At 52.6% G+C, this 18182-nt stretch carries 14 protein-coding genes and 1 tRNA gene; 4 read left to right on the forward strand and 11 right to left on the reverse strand.

Annotation, left to right across the window (positions count from 1 at the left end; translation table 11 throughout):
- Window positions 1-14: 14 nt before the first annotated feature.
- A complete protein-coding gene (locus A0129_RS05035; RefSeq protein WP_291712960.1) occupies window positions 15-824 on the reverse strand; it encodes a DsbC family protein in 810 nt (269 codons plus the stop codon).
- A gap of 86 nt (window positions 825-910) precedes the next feature.
- Window positions 911-2146: an FAD-dependent monooxygenase gene (locus A0129_RS05040; RefSeq protein ID WP_291712961.1), complete on the reverse strand. Its 1236-nt coding sequence runs from the start codon at window positions 2144-2146 to the stop codon at window positions 911-913.
- 137 nt (window positions 2147-2283) lie between these two features.
- On the opposite strand from A0129_RS05040, the gene A0129_RS05045 reads away from it, so the two are divergent.
- From A0129_RS05045 to A0129_RS05060, 4 genes are all read left to right on the forward strand, one after another.
- Window positions 2284-2359, forward strand: a tRNA-Phe gene (locus A0129_RS05045).
- A gap of 166 nt (window positions 2360-2525) precedes the next feature.
- On the forward strand, window positions 2526-4913 hold the full coding sequence (locus A0129_RS05050) for a GAF domain-containing protein (RefSeq protein WP_291712963.1): 2388 nt from the start codon (window positions 2526-2528) through the stop codon (window positions 4911-4913).
- A 41-nt stretch (window positions 4914-4954) separates the two neighbouring features.
- Window positions 4955-6100, forward strand: a complete 1146-nt coding sequence (locus A0129_RS05055) for a porin (RefSeq protein ID WP_291712965.1) — start codon at window positions 4955-4957, stop codon at window positions 6098-6100.
- Entirely contained in the window at window positions 6097-6552 is a 456-nt protein-coding gene (locus A0129_RS05060) for a hypothetical protein (protein WP_291712967.1), read from the forward strand. Before A0129_RS05055 ends, A0129_RS05060 begins: the two co-directional genes overlap by 4 nt.
- Window positions 6553-6582: 30 nt before the next feature.
- Here A0129_RS05060 and A0129_RS05065 read toward each other — a convergent pair whose 3' ends face one another.
- From A0129_RS05065 to A0129_RS05105, 9 genes are all read right to left on the reverse strand, one after another.
- Window positions 6583-6849, reverse strand: coding sequence for a hypothetical protein (locus A0129_RS05065; RefSeq protein WP_291712969.1), 267 nt, complete (start codon window positions 6847-6849; stop codon window positions 6583-6585).
- A gap of 39 nt (window positions 6850-6888) precedes the next feature.
- Complete coding sequence (locus A0129_RS05070) at window positions 6889-8379, reverse strand: pilus assembly protein TadG-related protein (protein ID WP_291712971.1); 1491 nt, start codon at window positions 8377-8379, stop codon at window positions 6889-6891.
- A gap of 107 nt (window positions 8380-8486) precedes the next feature.
- Window positions 8487-8897, reverse strand: a complete 411-nt coding sequence (locus A0129_RS05075) for a hypothetical protein (RefSeq protein WP_291712973.1) — start codon at window positions 8895-8897, stop codon at window positions 8487-8489.
- A 105-nt stretch (window positions 8898-9002) separates the two neighbouring features.
- Window positions 9003-9626, reverse strand: coding sequence for a ParA family protein (locus A0129_RS05080; protein ID WP_291712975.1), 624 nt, complete (start codon window positions 9624-9626; stop codon window positions 9003-9005).
- Between the two features lie 45 nt (window positions 9627-9671).
- Window positions 9672-11888 carry a penicillin acylase family protein gene (locus A0129_RS05085; RefSeq protein ID WP_291712977.1) on the reverse strand — a complete coding sequence of 739 codons (2217 nt, stop codon included), beginning with the start codon at window positions 11886-11888 and terminating at the stop codon, window positions 9672-9674.
- Between the two features lie 331 nt (window positions 11889-12219).
- The gene (locus A0129_RS05090; protein WP_291712979.1) at window positions 12220-13017 is read right to left on the reverse strand and encodes a ParA family protein; all 798 of its coding nucleotides are present in this window, start codon (window positions 13015-13017) and stop codon (window positions 12220-12222) included.
- A gap of 13 nt (window positions 13018-13030) precedes the next feature.
- Complete coding sequence (locus A0129_RS05095) at window positions 13031-14470, reverse strand: coniferyl aldehyde dehydrogenase (RefSeq protein ID WP_291712981.1); 1440 nt, start codon at window positions 14468-14470, stop codon at window positions 13031-13033.
- Between the two features lie 139 nt (window positions 14471-14609).
- On the reverse strand, window positions 14610-16949 hold the full coding sequence (locus tag A0129_RS05100) for an MMPL family transporter (RefSeq protein WP_291712983.1): 2340 nt from the start codon (window positions 16947-16949) through the stop codon (window positions 14610-14612).
- A gap of 30 nt (window positions 16950-16979) precedes the next feature.
- Window positions 16980-18152 (reverse strand): YCF48-related protein, encoded by a 1173-nt coding sequence (locus A0129_RS05105; RefSeq protein ID WP_291712985.1) that lies wholly within the window; start codon window positions 18150-18152, stop codon window positions 16980-16982.
- Window positions 18153-18182: the final 30 nt, after the last annotated feature.

Here is an 18182-nt window from a genome sequence, read left to right on the forward strand (position 1 = left end):
GGGGGCCGTGTAATTTATTTGGCCCTTGAAGCCGCTGCAATGCGGCGATTCAAGTCAGCAGAGGGGATGGCGCCACTTACACGGGTGCCATCTTGAAAAAACACAGTGGGCGTACCCGATACACCCATGCCGCGACCCAAACTTACCAGCTCTTCAATGGGGGGATTACAGTTGCCGTTTCCTGTTGGAGATTGGTCTTTGAGCATCCAGTCATCCCACATCTTGGATTTGTCGCTTGCACACATGACTTTTTGAGCTTTGTCGATAGAATCACGACCCAGCACTGGATACACATAGGTGTAGACCGTGGTGTCCTGCAATTTCGTCAAAGTTTCCTTGCGAAAACGTTTGCAGTAACCGCAATTGGGATCTTCGAACACGGCGATTTTCCGGCTACCTGTTCCGTAAACGGTTTTCAAAGCCAGACCCAAAGGCAGGTCTTTCTCGAAATTAATGGCATTGAGCTTGTCCAGCCGGGCTTCGGTCAAATTGGCCATGGATTTGCTTTCCATGAGTTCGCCCAAGATAAGATGGCTGCCACTGGCATTGGTGTATATGATTTTCTTGGTGCCATTGTGAGTCACCACCACCTCAAACAAACCATCGATAAACTCGATGTCGCTGACCGATATCACCTTGACACCAGAGGCCCCCAACGATTCATTCACAGCCGCAGTAATTCGCTCAACTTGCGACTTGCTCGCCGCTGCCTGCGCTGGCTGAACCGATTGGGACAGGGCCCATGCCCCCGCCGACAAGGCAATAACAGAAAAAACTACAGCAGTGCTGCGCTTGCGAAGGGACGATGGTAGATTGAATTTCATAGGCCTGCTTGGGTAAAAATGATGAATTGTAATTAGGACACGCCCGAAGGCAATTTGTTCATTGCGCCAGGACTTTTCAGTTGCAGCTAGCGCATGGCTTGTTGGGACAACCAACGCTTGAGCATTGGTAATTGGTTGACAACATGCATGCCTTTGTTGCGAACCCAAGCGGCTCCCGGCAAATCAAGCCTGAATAGCGTGTGCAGGCCATCGGTGAGAAAGTGCACCGGAGTGCACGCCGCTTTGCGACGACGCTCCCAGGCGCGCCACAATTGCTCGTCGGCCAGACCCAAACGCTGAACAGCCAACAAGCGCTTGCGGGAGGTGAGTAAATTGGCCAACTCGGCAGCGTCTTCAAGCCCGAGGTTCAGGCCTTGACCCGCCAGGGGGTGAATCACGTGCGCGGCATCTCCCATCAACACCACGCCATTGTCGAACCACACCGGCGCCACGCCATGTTTGAGCGGAAATGCATAAGTTTTACCCACTGGCACCAAATCGCCGTAGAGTTCATGGACCGCGCCACCGGAGAGGGACTGTACCTGCTTCACCATGTCCAGGGGGCTCCGTTGCAACAAGGCCTGTGACTGGGACAAAGGCATCGACCACACCATGGATACATGTGGGCCCGGTAAAGGCAGCATCGCCAAAACCGATTCGCCGGCGAACCATTGGCGTGCAGCGCCATGGTGGGGCTTTTCAATTGCGAAGGTAGTGACGACCCCTTCGGCGCTGTAGTCATCCAACGCAAAATCCAGCCCGGCCTGCTTGCGCGTTTGACTTTGTGCGCCGTCTGCCGCGATTAGCAGCGGCACACGTACAGTTTTCAAGTTGGTTACCACCGCCCATCCCTCTTTTTCGCGGGAAAGCCCTTCTACCCGGGCATCAAGCCAGTCAATGCCCGGCTGATAACGCATGGCGGAGAACAACACATCGAAAAGGCAACTTTGCTCGATGATCCAAGTGAGGTAATCAACCCCAGTATCGCTGGCATTGAAGCGCAAATGGCCTTGTGAATCGCCGCTGGAATCGCCCCAGACCTGCATTTCGGTGACAGGCTGCACTTTCTCGCTTGGGATGTTGTCCCATACCCTCAACCGGTCGAGCACACGTTGGCTGCGATGCGACAAGGCGAACACCCGTGGGTCAAACCGTTGATCGGGATTGGACTGAAACTGGGGTGGTCGAGCCCCGACCACCAGAACTTTGAAACCTGAACTGGCCAACACCAGAGAAGCCACCAAGCCCACGACACCGCAACCGATGATGGCCACATCGTAGCTTGGCGTTTGCTGAGGCTGCAGGCTTGTTAGATTGCTCATGATGACTGAGGGTCGATGAACGACTGGCTTTGTGAATTATTGAACATGCTACAGCGATTTTGCATTTGTTGTTTGCGCAACGTCAAAGTTTCGGATAAACTTGCGGGCTTCGGTAGTGAACACCACCGAAAACGCGTGGCCGAGTAGCTCAGTCGGTAGAGCAGAGGATTGAAAATCCTTGTGTCGGCAGTTCGATTCTGTCCTCGGCCACCACCCTGCCCCTTGTACCGCCCGGTGCATTCAAAAAGGGGAGCCCCCTATTGACTTCCTTGAGCATATTTCAGCGCTTTGATTAGCTGATACACTTGATCTACAACAAATAAATCAAGATTGGCGCCACGCCCTGCTTCGCAACGCGACACTTTGCACACATGAATCGATGACCAAGCCCAATGAGGTGGCCGAGGCTTTAAGATTGGCCGAGTTGTATCAACTTGCGATTCTGGACACTCAACCCGAAGAAGGGTTTGAGGCAGTGGTTGATTTGGGTGTATCTGCTTTCAATTGCTCAAGTTGCATTGTTTCATTTGTAGATTCGGACCGGCAATGGTTCAAGGCCCGTCGCGGCTTTAACAGCCTGCACGCAGATGAAACCCCGCGCGATATCTCCATTTGTACCCACACAATCAAGAAAGATGAGCCCATGGTCATCCCGGACTGCACTCAGGATGACCGGGTGAAAGACAGCCCCTTGGTCACCGGATCACCGTGGATTCGTGCCTATCTGGGTGTGCCCATCAAAACGCCCACAGGTGCCAGAGTGGGCTCGTTCTGTCTGATCGACACCAGCCCCCGAAACTGGAGCAGTGCTGAAATCAAAATGGCGAAATCAATGGCTGCTTTGGCGGAGGTCACACTAAGCAACCGGCAGCAGCAAACACTGCACACTAATTCGAGAGCGCCAATTTTTCAAAGTGGACACCGAAGCGACTTTGCTGTCCATGAACAGGCCTATGCAAGCTGGCGACGACACGGTGACGAGAGTTTTGTTGCGCTCTCACCCAACCTGGAAGATTGGCTTTGCTTAAGCCAAAGCCCAAAGGTGAGTTGGGCCTGGTTCAACAGCCTGATTGTGAGAGAGCACCGGCACGATGTAGAACTGGCCAGAGAACTCGGTGATGGCAAGGTATTTCAATATCAAATCCAGTTGCACAATGGCCGCTTGCTTACCCTGAAAGAACGCACCTACAAAACCCCGGAAGAAGCGGGTGAAGCATTGGCAGTGGGGCTGCTGCAAAACGTAGCCACCTCGGCGCAACTCCCAAGAACAGCAGTGCAAAGCCGCCCGAACCCCTTGGACACCCTGAAAACGAATACCCTGAGTTTTCTGGCCGAATCAACCCGCGGAAAATTTGTGCTGGATTTGAATTTCAAACTGGTACAACTGGGACAGGTCGATGACACTGAACTTCACAAGGTAAAGGACAACCCCTCCGTTCTCGAATTCATATACGAAGAAGACAGAGACCAGTTTATTCGGGAAATGGAAACGGTACTGGGCACGCGCCTGAAGAAGAAAGCATTTGCCAGAATCAGGCTACCCGACAGCAAGCCAATATGGACGCGATTTGTGATCGAGCGCCCTGCAACAGGCATTGAAAACAGCCGAAAAGCCCTGGTACTCCAGTACACCAAAATGGTGAATGAATCGACCATGGTTGACCGTAATCTGTTTGACCAAACCCTGTTGGGCATCACCGAAAAACTGGGTGGTCTTGGCACCTGGTTTTATCATGTCGACAGCGGTTTACTCAAAGTCAGCGATCAATTTAAGGCGATCTGTAAAGCCCGTGAATTGCCCTTGGGCAGTATTTTTGAACTGACGGAATTGTTGACCCGATTAACCGGAAAAAACATGGCATCCACCCTGATCGAATGCATCAACAATCGACAGGCCACCAGCGTTGAATGCGAAGTGGATTTCGACGGGCTTTCCGGTCACCGCTGGTTTCGCTTCAGTTTTCAACCAATCAGTAACGGGCTGGGAAGCAGTAGCGGCTTGTACGGTGCCGTCGAAGACATTACTCATACCAAACATCTGGCTCAAGAATTGTCCCGAAAAAGCGCCGAACTCAACCAGGTGCTGAACGCCCTGACCGATGGCACGCTTGAACTGGATGAAGCCCTGCAGATTGAGGCAATTGACGCCAAAGCGCGGCATTTGATTCTGGGCCGGGATCCTTTCATTCACCAGGCAGCAATTTCCGATGTCCTACCCGAACTGGACACTCAAGAGCTTCGCAAACGCCAGGCCACACTTCGACGTGAAGGCACTGCTACAGACTATGAGTTTTTTAACCCCAAAACAGATCGCTGGCTGAGATTCAAGTTTTTGTCCCGGGAAGATGGGCTCACCATTCTGCTGAGAGACATCACTCAGCGCAAGGCAATGTATCGGGACTTGTTCATGGTGGGATCTGCAATTGAGCAGATCAATGAAGTGATCATGGTGACCAATGACCTGGGTAGCAACGCCACAACCTTTCAGTGTATTTATCTGAACTCGGCCTTTGAAAATGTGACTGGACAGGCGGTGTCTAAATGGCTGGGCCGCAATCCTTACCCCTTGATTGCAGACCGTTTGCCTTTGCGCGATTTCCGCAAATTGCTGGTTTACCTGCTAAAACGTGAGAAGCTAACGATTACAACACGCTATGAAACAGACGCCGGCGCACATGTACCCTGCGAAATATTGGTGTCGCCTTTTGTCGACAAAGAGACTGGAACACCTTGGTCTTTGATTGTTTTCAGACCGTCAAGCGCCTGATAATGGGCGCACTCTAAAAATAATATGTACCGAGCCTGCTTTTGAACCCTGTCCTCACTTTGCACCAATTGCTGAAAGCCGCCGCGCTTGCGATGGGGCTTGCGCTCGCCCACGGGCCAGCCATGGCAGTGGACTATTCGCTCAGCGGGTTCGGCACTGTTCAATACACGCAGGGCGACAACGAACGCAAGTACCTGCGCTTCGTTGATGAAGACGGCACCTTCAAAGTCAACTCGATTTTGGGTGCACAGCTGGATGTACAGCTGTCAGATGAGATCAGCGCCACGGTGCAATATGTTGTTGCACCCAAGCAGAGACGAGACGAAGGTGTCGAATTTGACAACCGTTGGGCGTTCTTGAAATTCAAACCCAACGACAACTGGCACTTCAAACTGGGGCGTCAACGACTCAATCTATATCTGGACTCAGAGAATCTGGATGTCGGTCACACCTTTGTACCTGCCAATCTAAATCCGGAGTTGTATTACGACGCCGGGGTTTTGGCCACCGATGGTTTTTCAGCGAACTACAATTTTGAAGACACTGCTGGACGTTATTGGAGCGTGCAGGCCATTACTGGCAAGCAGGATATTGTTCAGCGACTGACCAATTTTCGAGGAGACTTTCCTCAAAACTCCTTTGAGGTTAACGGCATTGTTCTGGGCGTTGAAGGCGGAAACTATCGAATTCAAATCGCACACCATGGTGTGGAGGTAGACCGGCAAGTTTCGCAATTCAATGGCACAGCGGTCATTGACGGACGAATCGATATTACAGGACGACTCACCAATTTGGGCGCAGAGTATAGTTGGACAAACTACACGTTGCGCTCTGAGCTTAGCCTCACTGAAATTGCAGCAACCGGCAGTGGTTTTTTAGCCCCCGGCACTCCTCGGCAGTTTGTAGTTGAGCCGAAGTATGAGGAGTACGGTGGAAATATCCTGTTGATCCGCAAAGTGTTTGAAAAGCACGCGGTGTATGGCAGCTACGGCCGCTTTATCTCCGAATTTGACGATCAGTATTCGTTTGCAGTGGGTGGAAAGTACAACCTTAGCCCGTCCGACTCCATCAAGCTTGAATTGCAGCATGTGGTCGAGAAAAGCAATCGCCCCCAACTGTCCGACAACCAAATCCCGAACACCACGTTCAATTTCTTGAGCGTGTCTTATAACTGGGTGTGGCAATGATCGCGCGCACTACCAGCTTTGTAAAAGCTGCGGCATCCATCGGTTTGTATTTGATGCTGGGGGTGGTTGGCGCCGCCTCAGCGGAAGTGTACATCGTGTCGTCTGCAAACCACCCGGTGAATGAGATTGCCATTCGTGAACTGCGCAGTATTTACAAAGGCCGTTTGAGCCAGGTAAATGGCCATCGACTTACTCCGCTGAATACAGCCCCGGGCACCACTGATCGAGATGAGTTTTTGCAACGCATCATGAATTTGAACGAACTGGACTACACCGGTTACTGGCATGTCCGGCGATATTCAGGTCAAGGCACGCCACCCGCCGAGGTGGAAAGCAAGGAAGAACTGTTTGCCAAACTCAAAGTGCAGCCAGATGGAATCGGCTACGTTTGGGTTCCACCGGGCAGCAAGCCAAAACTGCCCGAGGGTTTGAAGGTGATACGCTTGAAATAAAGCCTCAATGACCGGCCTGTGACACCTCGCTTATTCCCGGGTGTAGCCTTTGCTTAAAGGTAGCCACCAGGTGAAACCAAACACCAGGGTTTTCAGAACTACCTTGCCGACGGGAAGATTGAGGGCGCGCAAACGATTGATGGCCAATGGAATTTCAAGCACATGTGCCAACAAAATAATGGCCGCGAATATAGTGAGAAACGGGACATGAAAACCCAGCAGCCCGACGAGTGGAACGATTAACCAGAAAACCACAAGACCTGCCTGAAGCCCATACCAAACTCGTTGTTCGCCCATGTGTGTCCCCTGCTGTGATTGATGTAGGGGAAGTTTAACTCAACGGGTGAGCACTGCAGTGTTGAAGCAATCCATGTTGTCAACTTGAACATAAACTTCATTGGCTTCCAAGCCTAACACTTCCAGAATTTGATCAAGACTGCTACCCAACGAGTTTAAGTTCGATCTCAAAACCGGGTTTGTGGCCAGCACATTCAAAATGCCATTGAGTGCATTGACGCCCGTGTTCAAGTTGGTCAACAAATTACCAACGCCCTGAGAGGCTTCAAAACTGTAAGAGGTGGTCACGGTGGGATCCGGATACCCTACCATGGGTACATCACTGGCGCTGCCACTGCCCACGTTCGCATTCACCGTGCGTTGCCCCAAGAGAGGCAGAGAAGGCAAGCGTAGCGCAGCCGCGATTGGGGTGGAATCGAGATCAACGGCAACCGAGGAATCAGACTGAGGCAGCTTGCAATCAATGTCTTTGATGTCCACGGAGCCACCCCCCGCGGTCAAGGTCAAATCAAGGACACCGATCCTGCTTGACACTGCGACCTGCTCAGTGCGTGCCGTAGCGATTACTCGCCCATCCGTGTTTCGTTTGGTGGCCACAAACAATTGAGGCGGGCTCAGTACGGAAACATTCAGGGTATTGCCCAAATTAAGTCGAATACCATTGCCCCCCACCCCGCTTGCTGCAGCAAAGCTGGAGGCGAACGCCAAATTACCCAATCGAACCGATGCGCCAGCAAATTCGGAATCCCCACTGGTGTCCGCAGACAATATTTCACCGAGCAAAAAATCGACTGTGTCGGCAGGACCATTGCCAGGTATGGCAATGACAGGCGCTTCTGGTCCCGCAACACTCAGTGCCGCATCCAACAGGCGAGCAGCAGTAACCTCGGTATTGAGCAAACGTGCCATGTCGAGTTGATCGCCGGTTCCAAACACACCCAATTCAACACCCAACTCCAACAAGTCAACTTGGGCGTTCGACGCCAACAGACCTTGAAATCCCAGCAAATTCAGACGCAACTCGGTACCGATGGCACTCATCAAGGGGGACAAGCCAGAGCCGTTCAAATTCAAGGCCAGCAAGTTGGTACCTACCAGACCCGAGACCACGGGCGTGACGGTCGCTTCAGCCACAGCCACCACAGGCTCGGTGCCCAAAAAAGCAGCTGGCACATTGCGCACCAAGCGCACCAGCACGGAACGATCACAGGCATTGGCGGGCAGCAATGTGTCGGTACCACGTACATTGCAGTTAATCGAGATACTGTCAGTGGTGTCATCAAGGCCGTTGCGCCTTGCGTAGTCCACCGCTGCGGTGAATCCCTGGGGGGCGTTGCCAATATCGCTGGCGGCGGCTTTGGCGGCCAGGTCAGCGATTCGCTGCACCTCTTCCCTTTCCCAAACCACCTGCCCCAAACCCAGGACGGCCAGAGCGCCCACGGTCATCAACATGATGAACACCGTGAGGATGGTCATGGCTCCGCGCTGGCGGGGCGACGCTGTATTAGACCTGGAAAAATGTATGGACATGTCAATGCTGCAAGGGCGAACAAGCTTGATTTTGCATCAAAAGCGATCAATTTGATATCCAAAGCAGGCGGGAAATCCGCATTCAGATCGCGTTTTTCAATGCCGCTTTACTGACCGTCTTTGAGGAACTTGCCGAGAATTCGCTTGCTGGGTTTGAGACGTCCAACCAGTGCTTTGGCCACACTTGCGATTATTTCCATGGGTGCGGCGAGCCTGGAGGTTTGTGCGTGCGCGCCCAGCTCAAGCAGGGTTGCGGTGTCGACCACACCTGTTTTGCCCTGGATTAAAACCACGCCCAGTTCAGGATAGTTCGCCTTGATTTGGTGTAACAAACGAGATTGACTGGCCTGTTCAGCCTCAATCAACATGACTTTTACTTCATATTGCTGGATTGAACTCTCAGCCAGCTGCAATCCTGAACAGGACAGAACACGCTCAAACTGGTTTGATGCGGCCAGTTGAGCCTCTAGCGCCAAACGTGAGTCTTTGTTTGAATCGACGATAAGCACCGTTGTCATTGCCCCCTCCCTTTGGTATTTGGAAGTTGTTTAGCAATTAAGGTGCCAGAAACACGATGGAAAAATGGCCCGTTTTGGTGCAGGCCCCGGATTCAGAACATGAGATCAGGCCCGGCCAAGCATGCCCTTGATTTCCCGCCACAAACTGTCAATTTCAGCAGCAGCCTTGGAATTCGGCGCGAACTCATTGACCGATTTACCCAAACCAACGCTGATCACAAAGTCGTTTCGCTCGTGCACGATCGTGCGACAAATCTTGGCTGTGGCCTTGAGTTGCTCAAAGACGATTTCAGGGGTGCTGCTGAACACCGAAGCACCGTTGATGACCCAAGTCACTTTGCTGCCGGCATCGGATGCCCACTCCAGGGTACTGCTCGCACTGTGAATGTCCAGCGGGCTAGCCTTGGTGGGAATTAACACCAGGTCTGCGTGCTCCATGGCGTCTTTCACCCATTTCTTGTCCGTCGGAGGCATGTCGATAAACACATAGTCATAGCCCTCCTCTTCAAGTTCGGAAAGCTCAATCACAATGTCATTGAAACCCACCTTTCGTACATCTGGATAATCGGCTTCACGCAATGAATCCCAAAAGCGGCTGGACCCCTGAGGATCCAAATCAAGCAAAGCCACTTTCTTTTTGCCATGCTGGCTGGCCAAGGCAGAAAGATTCAAGGAAAGCGTTGTTTTCCCAGCCCCGCCTTTGCGGCTGCTAATGATGATGGTTTTCATGGGTGGACATCCTGTGCAATAGGAAATTAAAGCAATATCGAGAATTTATTCTAACCTGCCTATGCAGTGGGGAAAAAGTTGTTCGATGCGGCTTGGCCGCAACGGCATTTGAATGCTCTGACGGGTCTGCCACAGCGGAATTTGATCGGTCAACAACTGGCTTCCCACCCAGCCATCCTGGCCTCCCAACAGCACAAAATGATTCTCGTCGGGATCGGACAGGTCGGACAGGTGCCGGCTTTGAGAACCATAACTGGTTTCATCAAAACCCCGAATCAGATTGTGTGCATTTTTCATCAAGGTTTCTCTGGAGCCCGCGGCAGGAAACGATTTCGAAGAAAACAGCTTTCCCAGCAATGGCACATGCCCGAGTACATGACGCAGGCGAATCTTGTGCAAATTACCCCAAAGTTGCCAATGTTGAGCCTTGCGATTCGCCTCGTCCACACACAAGGGCACAATTCGGTCCCGCTCCTCCTCGGTGAGACTCTCCAGGTCTTCCATCAAACAGGCCGAAAGGTAAGACCACTGATCCATCAGGCTTGGGGTCCGTCCTGCGTGGCGCAAAACCGACAATTGTTTCACCAAAGCGGCCAACAAAAACTCGAATTGAAGGGCGGCAAAACTGTCTGCCGTATAAGCGCCACCCCACAAATCAATTGAATTACACAGCACGGCCTGCTCACTGTTCTGCAAGTGAGGACGACAAAACTCAGCCAGTTGACTGGACAACTGGTCAGCCAGCGGGGAAGTCACATCCAGTTGCAGGGCCAGCAAAGTGTGGGGGGTGAATCTTTTTTGAGAATTGAACAAAGCGCGCGCCCGCATGACGCGATCATCGCCATTGAACAGAAACCCCAGGCCAGTGACTTCTGAAGGCCGGTTATTGGCAGACACAATGAAACCAGATGCTGGGTTGATTACACTGGGGAAGTCGCGAGCGCAGACACGCACTGACCAGTGTTCGCTGGCCATGGACTCGGCCAACACCCAATCATCCTCCGGAAAACCCGGGCGCTTGGGCAGGGTTGCCGCCAGCACATGTCCGATGTTGCCTGCGGTGTCTGCCCCCAGCACATTCAACGGCGTAACGCCCACGCCATGCATGGCCTTCTGGAGTTCACCGACGTTCTGAGCCTGCATGCCGAACAGGAAGCTGGTGATTTCATCGGTAGGCCAATGACCTGCCCAACGCAACGCCAGATTGTCCTTGCCACACAAGCGGCCCAGGGCAGCGCAATCAGTGAGCACAGGACCGTGCGGGGAGAATCTGAGTTTTCTGCTGCGGGACCAGGAAAAACGGACCCGGATTTTTACCAGTTGCTCGGCCGTGTTGTGCAGGGTGCTGTTGTCCAGGCGCACCAGGTCTGAAGAGGCGGCGCGCAAATTGGTGCCGCCCCAAGCCAGGTGTGGGTTTCTCCCAAGGCCCAATATGGGTACGCCTGGAAACATCAAACCCACACACTGGTAAGTAGGCGTGCGCAGGCCCACCATCATCCACACATTGGGAAGGTGCTGGCCCAAATGCGGGTCGTTGACCATCAACGGCTTGCCGCTTTGTGTGCGCGTGCCGTGCACCACGATTGAGTTGCTGCCAGAGCGGGACAAACTGTTTAGAAACTCGCCAATTTGTTGGGCCGTGCTGGGCTTGCGCGAGTTCGGATGATCGAAGCTGGTCGACACCCCAGCCCCAACGCGGCGAAGCCGGTTCCACCATTCGATAAAGTCCCCGGACAGACGATGCTCAATGAGGGAAAAATAGATGGGCCAGTTGACGTCGGCACCTGCAAGCCGACCAAACAGCAGAATGTCCAAAGGGGTGTAAGGCTCGGGTTGAATGCCCAAAAACTTTTCATCCACGCCCCGCTTTCGCTGAGCTTGGACACAATTCAGCCCGTCCACAAAGCCTTCCACCCAGGCCCGGCTGTGATCGGGCATGTTGGCCCATATTTCAGTTGCGGCACGGCCAAAATCGAGCAGACGGATCAAGTGGTCCATATCGACAAAGCCCCGCCCGCCCATTTCGGAAAGACGGCCTAGAGCCAGACGCTTGAGAAACTGCAGTTGAGGACCACGTTGAAACTCAGTGATTGTTCCCAACGCGAAAGCGCCATCGCGATCTGAGTTGGAGAACACATAGGGAACAAAAAACTCGTTGAAGCGTATGCAGGTACCCTCTGGGTATGGCAAACGCAATGCCTTGAATTGCGCAAGCCGGTCTTCAAGCGTGTAGCTGGGGTAGCGGACAGACAACCAACCCATGGAGCTGGACAGGCGCGCTATCCCCCGCGCAAGTTTACGAAGTACAGGGTTTTGGGAAGGACCAAGTGATTTGAGCAAAACAGATCAGGCTGATGGATTGGAAATGGTCCCCGAGGTTGCCCTTAAGAGAGGCCGTAGGAGACCAGTTTCCCCAAACGTTTCTGTAATTTCTTTTGCAGACGTTGCTGACGGGCCACTTTAAACTGACCACCCAGCTTGTTAACCCAAACCATGGCTTGGCGCATTGCACACACTCACATTGAATTAATGTCAAAGTGTGAGTGTGAAGCCCTCAGGTTTCAGGGATGTGACAGAAAGGATTTGATGAGGATTAAGCGACTTTCTTCTTGCGTTTTGCAGCAGCCGCCTCAACTTCGGCATGCATGGCCACAAACTCCTGACTTAGCTTGTGCGCGGGCATGAAATGTATCATGGGCTTGGCCGCCTCATGGCTCTCGCGAATTTTGACGGAAGACGACAGACAAGTGTTGAGTACGGGGTGTCCTTCTTCCAGCAACTCGGCAACCAGCTTTTGTGGCAGGCTTGCGCGGGGCTGGAACTGATTCACCACAATACCCTCCACTTCAAGCGCCGGGTTGTGGTCAGCACGAATTTCATTGAGCGCATCCATGAGGTTGTAAAGGGCCCGACGGGAGAACTCATCACAATCGAAAGGAATAAGCACAGCATCGGCCGCGATGAGTGCAGAACGCGAAAAAAAATTCAGGGCTGGTGGCGTGTCAATGTAAACACGGTCGTATTGGCCTTTGAGCTCGTCGAGGGCCTCACGCAATTTGAAAATTTTGTAACGTGATTCAAGCTTTACTTGCAGCTCTTCAAGCGCGGGGTGACTACCCAGTAAATCAAGATTCTCATAAGGCGTTTCAACCACGAATTCCGCACTTTTTTTGGGGCGAATTTTGAAGTTCAAGGCCTGATCGAAAAAATCAGCCAGGGAATATTCAAGAGGCGCGGAGCCGCGACCCATAATGTACTGGGTGCTGTTTCCTTGAGGATCAAGATCAATCAACAGTGTTTTCAAACCACTGTTGGCCGAAATGGCTGCGAGGTTGCTAGCGATAGTGGATTTACCAACCCCACCTTTTTGGTTGAAGACCACCCGACGCATGTAAACACTCCCTTTAGACGATTTTTTTCAATACTGTAACAACTTTTTCGAACACTGTGCCATAGGGAGCGCGAAGCAGGGGCGCAGCGTTGAATCTGGATTGCTCCAAGACCGGTTTGAGTTGAGACATGGCATTGAACCCCACCAAACCGTGATAGGCACCCATACCACTGGCACCCACGCCGCCAAATGGCATGTGATCGTTCAGCACATGCCACATGGCGTCGTTTACCGTGACACCACCCGACACGGTTTGACTCAATACCAGTTCCTTTTCAGCCTGTTTGCTGGCAAACAAATAAAGCGCAATCGCTCTTTCTTTGGATTGCACCTGAGCCACAGCCTCCTCGAGTGTCCGATACGCCAGAATTGGCAGAATGGAGCCAAATACTTCTTCCTGCATCACGCGCATATCCGCACTTGGATTGATGACGAGGGTTAAAGGAAACTTTTTGGCTGCTGGCTCGAACACCTCGTGAGCCGGATTAATCTCGATGATTTCAGCCCCCTTTTTCCGGGCATCGTCTACGAGATCGCGCAAACGCGCCATGTGCTTGGAGTTGATGACGCACGACACGTCGGGATTGTTTCGAATAGTGGGATATTGTTTGTGGGAGGCTCGCTTGACCTCGGAGATGAAGCGCCTGAGCTGACTTTCATGCACCATGGCGTAATCGGGTGCTACGCACACCTGCCCCGCATTGATCATTTTACCGTGAGCTGCACATGCAGCGGCCTGCGCCACATTGCCGCTGGGCGCAACAATCAAGGGGGACTTCCCCCCCATTTCCAGGGTCACCGGGGTCAGGTTCTCGGCTGCCGCCTTGGCCACCAGACGCCCTACCCTTTGCGAACCTGTGAACAACAAATGGTCAAAAGGCAGGCGAGAAAAAGCCTCTGCAACAGTTTCATCACCCTCGATCACGGCCACGTGCTCTTCACCGAAATTGTTTTCTAGCAATCGGGCCATGAGTGCCGAGGTTCTCGGGCTGTACTCGCTGGGTTTCAGCATGCAGCAATTGCCCGCAGCCAGCGCTGAAGCCAGGCCTGCAAAACTGAGATACACCGGAAAATTCCACGGTGTAATAATGCCAATAACGCCCAAAGGCTGGGGTTTGATATACGAGACCGACGGGCGAAGTTGTAGTGGCGTGGGCACTTTGCGTGGCTTCATCCACAAACCCACATGCTTGCGACTGTGCCTGACAGCAGACAGGCTACTGACGATGTCGAGCATGGTTGATTCGTGGCGGGAACGATGGCCGAAGTCTTCCGACATGGCGTCGATCAACTCACTTTCATTGCGAAGAATGATTTCTTCAAGCAATTCGAGGTTGCTGACTCGCTCTTGTTTGCTGGGGTGGGGATTGGCCCGGTAGGTTCGCTGTTGGCAATCGAACACATCCTGCAATCGTCCACTGACCAGTTGTAGGTTATCGACTCGATCCAACAATCAACTCTCCATATCAATGAGGTTTGATTGTGAGGGCGCTAACAGTTGTACACAACCCCCTCAAATGAACTGTGTTGAAATGAAAAAACGGGCCGATAAAGCCCGTTTTTTTCAATAACTTACTAATTACTTACAAAAACTACACCTTCTCACCGCGGCGATCAAGGAAGTAGGCCAAAGCGGGCAGGAAGACTACAGCACCCACCATGTTCCACAAGAACATGAAGGTGAGCAGCAAGCCCATGTCAGCCTGGAACTTGATGGGCGAGAATGCCCAGGTGGCCACACCGATGCCCAGGGTAAGACCGGTAAATACCACAGCTTTACCAGTGGACTTCAAGGTCTCGAAGTAAGCGTCAGCAAATGGCATACCCTCTTTCAAGTACTCCTCAAGCTTGCCATAGATGTAAATGCCGTAGTCCACACCAATACCGACACCCAGCGCAATCACCGGCAAAGTAGCCACTTTCACGCCAATGCCCAGTGCGACCATCAGCGCTGAACACAACAGGGAGGTGAGCGCCAGAGGGGCAATAATACAGATGACCGTGCGCACCGAACGGAAGGCCAGCCAAACCAGAATAGCCACCACACCGTAAACCCAGATCAGCATCTCGGTTTGGGCGCGCTCCACCACTTCATTGGTCGCTGCTTCAATACCGGCGTTGCCCGCTGCGAGTTTAAACACAGCATCACCAGTGTCGTTCTTGGCAATAAAGTCTTCGGCTGCAGCCACGACACGCTTCAAGGTGTCGGCTTTGTGATCTTCAAGGAACACAATGATTGGCATGAAAGAACAGTCAGAACTGAACAAACCGTCAGAGAGGTTCATGCCACTGATGGTGCCGTTCAACACAAACTGGTTTCGGTTCAATGCATTCCATTTCAAGTCGCCTTCGCTGTAAGCACTGATGACGAACTTGGAACGGTCGGCCAGAGAAATACTGCTTTGCACCCCGGGTACCTGTTCAATGGTCCACTGGAACAAATCCACAGCCGCCAGCGTGTTGTACTTGATACAACCGTCCATCTCGGTTTCAACCATGACCACAAATACATCAGTACTTGTCGAGTAGTTGTCGGTCACATACGCGTTGTCCAGGTTGTAGCGCGAATCCGCGCGCAACTCGGGGGCACCCTTGTCAAGGTCACCAATTTGTACGTTGGCATTGCCCCACAGGCCCACCGCCAACAAGGCCAAAGCAACCGCCAATGCACCTTTGGCCATTTTGGCCTGTGCAAAACCAGCCAGAAAGTGCCACAACTTGTTGCTGCCAGATTCCTCTTGCTGCAACTTCGCCACCGCCTTTTCGTCGACACCGACGTAGCTCATGATCAAGGGCAGCAAGACCAGGTTGGTGAGAATGATGACCGCAACACCCACTGACGCTGCAATCGCCAAATCGCGAATCACGGGAATGTCGATCACCATCAGAGTCGCGAAGCCGAAACCATCGGACACCAACGCAGTTAGACCGGCAATGTACAAGCCACGGAAGGCCAAACGGGCTGAGTCTAGCCTGTTGTGCCCCTCACCTTGCTTGTGGGCGATGGCACCCACAATTTGCACACCATGGCTTACACCGATCGCGAACACCAGAAAAGGCACCAACATGGAGTAAGGATCGAGCCCCATGCCCATGGCATTGAGCAAGCCCAACTGCCAAATAACCGCAATGATTGAACAGACCAGTGTGGCCAAGGTGCTTTTTATACTGCGGGAATAGAAAAACAACATGACCAAAGTGATGAGCACCGCGATGCCAAAAAACATCACCACCTGTGTTGCACCTTCAATGAGGTCACCTACAATTTTCGCGAAACCAGTGACCCTAATTTCAATTTTGTCGGAATTGAATTCATTGCGAAGTTCAGTTTCGATGCGCTCGGAGAACTCTTTGTAGTCCAGACGCTTGCCAGTTTCCGGGTTAATTTCCAGCAAAGGCAGATACACAATTGTGCTTTTGAAGTCGTTGCCCACCAAGCGACCAATTTGCCCGGAAAGCTCAACGTTCTGGCGCACCAGTGCGATGCTTTCAGCATCACCGTTGTAGGTGGCAGGAATGACCTGCCCACCCTCAAGGCCTTCCTCAGTCACCGAAGTCCAACGCACGTTGGCAGTCCAAAGCGATGCCATTTCCGGACGATTCACACCAGGAATGTAAAAGGCCTTGTCGGTCACCTGCTTCAGGGTTTCAAGGTACTCGGCATCAAAAATATCGCCTTCCTTGGTTTGTACCGTGACGCGTACCACGTTACCGAGACTGGTGAGATCAGCACGGTTTTCAAGAAAGTTCACCACAAACTCGTGGTTGGTTGGGATCATTTTTTCAAAGCTGGCCGCCACTTTCAGTTGCGTGGCCTGCCAGGCGAGCACGATCGTCGCGATCAACATCAGAAGCATCACCACGGGGCGTTTGCTGAAAATCAATCGTTCGGCCAAAGGGGCTTTGGTTTTTGTTGAGTCTGGAGAAGTCATTGTTGTGTTGCGTCCGTGTGTTGGGTCCGTTTATTTGAATTCAGACAGGGGCAAGGTTTTGAAACCACGCAGACCCGCCAACAGAATTTCTTGATCATTCAATTGCACCACACTGGCGGAGGGCAACTTGTCAGCACGACGTGTGACCTGAATGGAGCGGAAGTCATCGGTGCTACGCGCCAAAATACCGCGCGACCCCACCACCACCATGGAACCATCGGCCAGCACGGTTGCGCCGCTGAAGGTTTCTCGCAAGTTGGTATTTACTTCTTCCCATTGCTCACCTCCGAAAGGCAAGCGGAATGCGTGACCACGCAAGCCGACGGCGACTACAGTGCGGGTGTCGGGCGCTTCCATCAATGCAAACACTGAACCGTCGTAGTCGATTTTTTTGTTGGTCCAGGTTTCGCCTTCATCAGCGCTCACCAACACTGTACCCTGCTCGCCAGCCACCCAGATTTCTCCGGTTTTGGAAAGCAGCATGGTGTTCAAATGATAGTTGTTGGGGTTATTGGTGCGGTCGCCCAGATAAACCCAGCTTGCACCTTGGTCGGTACTTTTCAGCAACTGTCCGTAAGCGCCCGCCACAAATACATTGCCATTGCCATTCACAATCACATCCAGCAGTGGCTTGGAGGGGCCCACTTCAAGGTCGCCTTGCGCGGTGTCCACCACAAATGCAGCTTCTTCGGCGGCCACTTCCAATGCCTCGCGCACATCTGCGGGTGCGTTATCAGGAAGGTTGTCCACTTGTTCTTGCAAGGCATCTGCCTTGGCTTGCGCGATATCGAGCACAAACTGATTAATGGTTCCACCATCGATCAACTTGACCCAGTTCACACCACCATCTTCAGTTTTCAGTACTACACCGTCGTGACCCACTGCATAACCCACGGCCTCATTCGCAAAGGCCACCGAGGTCAAGGTCACTGACACAGGCACCTTGCCTGCAGTCCAGGTTTGTCCGTTGTCTTCGCTTTTCAAAATTTGACCGAACTCGCCCGCCGCAAACAGATTTTTACCGACACGCTCGACATCAATCAGCAGGGAACGGGTTGCATTCACGCTCGGAATTGCAGGTATTTGAAGCAGGTCAACTTTGGCTGTCGACAAACTGCCATAGGTGATCAAACCTGCGCACAGCATGGCACCCAGTAGCAGCGTGGAAGCCGCCTTGTTGGAAAAACGATTCCGGAGAAACATTGAAGATCCTTTGAAATTAAAAAAGGCTAC

Origin of the sequence: Limnobacter sp. CACIAM 66H1, from assembly GCF_001601825.1 — a bacterium.
In the GTDB taxonomy this organism is placed as follows: Bacteria; Pseudomonadota; Gammaproteobacteria; order Burkholderiales; family Burkholderiaceae_B; genus Limnobacter.

What these genes read in the sequence shown, in the direction of transcription:
- A0129_RS05085 (WP_291712977.1), bottom strand. Translation starts at nt 11,888, where the DNA reads ATGGGTTGGTTGTCTGTCCGCTACCCCAGCTACACGCTTGAAGACCGG.
- A0129_RS05065 (WP_291712969.1), bottom strand. Translation starts at nt 6,849, where the DNA reads ATGGGCGAACAACGAGTTTGGTATGGGCTTCAGGCAGGTCTTGTGGTT.
- A0129_RS05050 (WP_291712963.1), top strand. Translation starts at nt 2,526, where the DNA reads ATGACCAAGCCCAATGAGGTGGCCGAGGCTTTAAGATTGGCCGAGTTG.
- A0129_RS05040 (WP_291712961.1), bottom strand. Translation starts at nt 2,146, where the DNA reads ATGAGCAATCTAACAAGCCTGCAGCCTCAGCAAACGCCAAGCTACGAT.
- A0129_RS05070 (WP_291712971.1), bottom strand. Translation starts at nt 8,379, where the DNA reads ATGTCCATACATTTTTCCAGGTCTAATACAGCGTCGCCCCGCCAGCGC.
- A0129_RS05090 (WP_291712979.1), bottom strand. Translation starts at nt 13,017, where the DNA reads ATGCGTCGGGTGGTCTTCAACCAAAAAGGTGGGGTTGGTAAATCCACT.
- A0129_RS05105 (WP_291712985.1), bottom strand. Translation starts at nt 18,152, where the DNA reads ATGTTTCTCCGGAATCGTTTTTCCAACAAGGCGGCTTCCACGCTGCTA.
- A0129_RS05035 (WP_291712960.1), bottom strand. Translation starts at nt 824, where the DNA reads ATGAAATTCAATCTACCATCGTCCCTTCGCAAGCGCAGCACTGCTGTA.
- A0129_RS05100 (WP_291712983.1), bottom strand. Translation starts at nt 16,949, where the DNA reads ATGACTTCTCCAGACTCAACAAAAACCAAAGCCCCTTTGGCCGAACGA.
- A0129_RS05080 (WP_291712975.1), bottom strand. Translation starts at nt 9,626, where the DNA reads ATGAAAACCATCATCATTAGCAGCCGCAAAGGCGGGGCTGGGAAAACA.
- A0129_RS05075 (WP_291712973.1), bottom strand. Translation starts at nt 8,897, where the DNA reads ATGACAACGGTGCTTATCGTCGATTCAAACAAAGACTCACGTTTGGCG.
- A0129_RS05060 (WP_291712967.1), top strand. Translation starts at nt 6,097, where the DNA reads ATGATCGCGCGCACTACCAGCTTTGTAAAAGCTGCGGCATCCATCGGT.